This is a genomic window from Rahnella sp. ChDrAdgB13, assembly GCF_017655185.1.
Lineage (GTDB): Bacteria > Pseudomonadota > Gammaproteobacteria > Enterobacterales > Enterobacteriaceae > Rahnella > Rahnella contaminans.
Genome location: NZ_JAEMGT010000103.1, coordinates 1 through 1,919, shown reverse-complemented (window position 1 = coordinate 1,919; position 1,919 = coordinate 1). Strand labels below are relative to the sequence as shown.

Sequence of the window (1,919 nt, the reverse complement as noted above, 5' to 3'; positions counted from 1 at the left end):
GATCACGGGCACGCTCGGCGATATATCAGATTTATCAGACCGTATTGCTAATGCGCAGGATTCGAAAGAGTCACAGGACCTGGCTAACGCCATCGCGGCCAAAAGCGTACAATTAAATGCGCTGACCAGCCAGTGGGAGATGTCAGTCAAACAGACTGAACAGCGGGCAACGCTGCTGGAACAGCAAAAACAGAAGGCCTTTGAGCAACAGCAATTAACTGCGCCCGTTGCCGATCTGAACTCTCTATAGGGAGGTTAACATGTTAAACCCCGTATTAACCTTGTGCGTCATGTCAGGCATTCTCGTTTTATCAGGTTGTAAAGAGACGAAATCAGAAGCCTGGTATAAAGAACATCCCGATGAAACCTATAAGGTCTATACGCAATGCCTCAGGGATGGCGAGGCAAGCGACAACTGAGAGTTTGCGCACCGGGCAGCACTTATGTTTGCCCAGGCCGGCAAACCCGGCATCAGGGAAAAATTCGAGACGCTGTTTCAGCAGGAAGCCCAAAAAAGAAAATCTGTCACTCAGTAATATTCCCACCAACAAAAACAGGGATCCCTCCCTGTTTTTATCCCCTGTCTGTTCCTGACTAATGAGAGGCACCATGTCCGGTGGTATTTTTGTTGGTATGGACAAAAACATCATGGATGGGCTCAATGCCGTGTTAGAAGGTCAGTCTTCTACCTACGGCACCCTTATCAGTGTGATTATCGTCAGTTCCTTCACCCTGTTTATTACGTATCGCGGGTATCAGACGCTTGGCGGCAAACTCCAGACACCGGTCGAAGACGTTGTCTGGGATGTGGGGCGCATGTTGCTGATCACCACCTTTGTTTTAAACCGCGATGGCTGGCTGAATGCCGTCATTGCGGCCATTGAAGGGCTTAAGGACGGTATCAGTGGCGATGATAATGTCTGGGCGCTGCTCGATACGGTGTGGGAAAAGGCACAAGCGCTGGGGCAAACGCTGTTCAATTTGGACACTTCAACCTACGTTAAAGTGAATGGCGGTTTTGCCGAGGTGCTGGTCTGGGCCGGTGCAATCGTTCTGTTACTGGCGGCAACCTTTGTCAACCTGCTAGCCGAAATCACCATTCTGTTAATGACCACCACCGCCCCACTGTTTATTTTCTGCCTGCTGTACGGTTTTCTTAAACCCATGTTTGATAACTGGCTGAAAACACTATTTACCGCAATCTTAACGATCATGTTCTCTGCCCTGTCTGTCCGGATCGCCATCAACTACCTGAATAAAATACTGGATGCCGCCACAGCAATGTCTGCTGAAAGCAATATGGTGACCCTGGCGGCGCAATGTTTGCTGGCCGGGATTGCGGCAGGCGTCGTGGTGTATTTTTCAGCGAAAATAGCCACTGCGCTGAGCGGTGCCGCCGTACAGGCCGTGTTACAGGGGGCTGCGATGAGCGGACTGCGCGGGCTGGCAAGCAAATCTGCCGACGTCGCCGGACCCGGCATAAAGACAGGGGGCCGACTGACCGCCAAAGGTGGCATGGCGGCAGCAGCGACCACCGGCAGATTCATTGCCACAGGTGTGGGCAAAACCGTGAGCGCCTGGCAGAAACGTGCCACCGCCATCGAAAGCATGAAACGCCAAAATCAGCAGCGTCACCGTTAATCCTCCCGACCGCTAATCTCATTCCCCCGTCACGCCGTGGCCTCTGCCAGCGGTGCGGCTTTCCTGCATTAATCCGATAAGAGGCTTCCATGAAATTCAGCATCTTGCTTCTGATGCTGTGCGCGCTTTCCGGCTGCATGCAGCATCACGGCGACCTCCCGCCTGTGTCCGGCGATCCCCAGCCGGTTAATTCCCCCGCCATAATCCAGGAGCTGACTCACCATGTCTGATATTCAGCACATCATTAATGTCTCGCGCTCTTTTGAATCCATCCTGCT

General features: G+C 52.6%; 2 protein-coding genes and 1 pseudogene. All 3 read left to right on the top strand.

What is annotated here, in order from left to right; genetic code table 11:
• A partial coding sequence (locus tag J8X26_RS22245; protein WP_244370795.1) for a type IV secretion system protein occupies positions 1-250 on the top strand: 250 nt, incomplete at its 5' end.
• Between the two features lie 10 nt (positions 251-260).
• Positions 261-536 (top strand): annotated as a pseudogene (locus J8X26_RS22240) (EexN family lipoprotein).
• Between the two features lie 73 nt (positions 537-609).
• A complete protein-coding gene (locus J8X26_RS22235; protein WP_208951985.1) occupies positions 610-1,641 on the top strand; it encodes a type IV secretion system protein in 1,032 nt (343 codons plus the stop codon).
• The last annotated feature ends 278 nt before the right edge of the window (positions 1,642-1,919 follow it).

Coding starts and splice junctions, on each gene's coding strand:
- J8X26_RS22235 (WP_208951985.1), top strand. CDS start 610: ATGTCCGGTGGTATTTTTGTTGGTATGGACAAAAACATCATGGATGGG.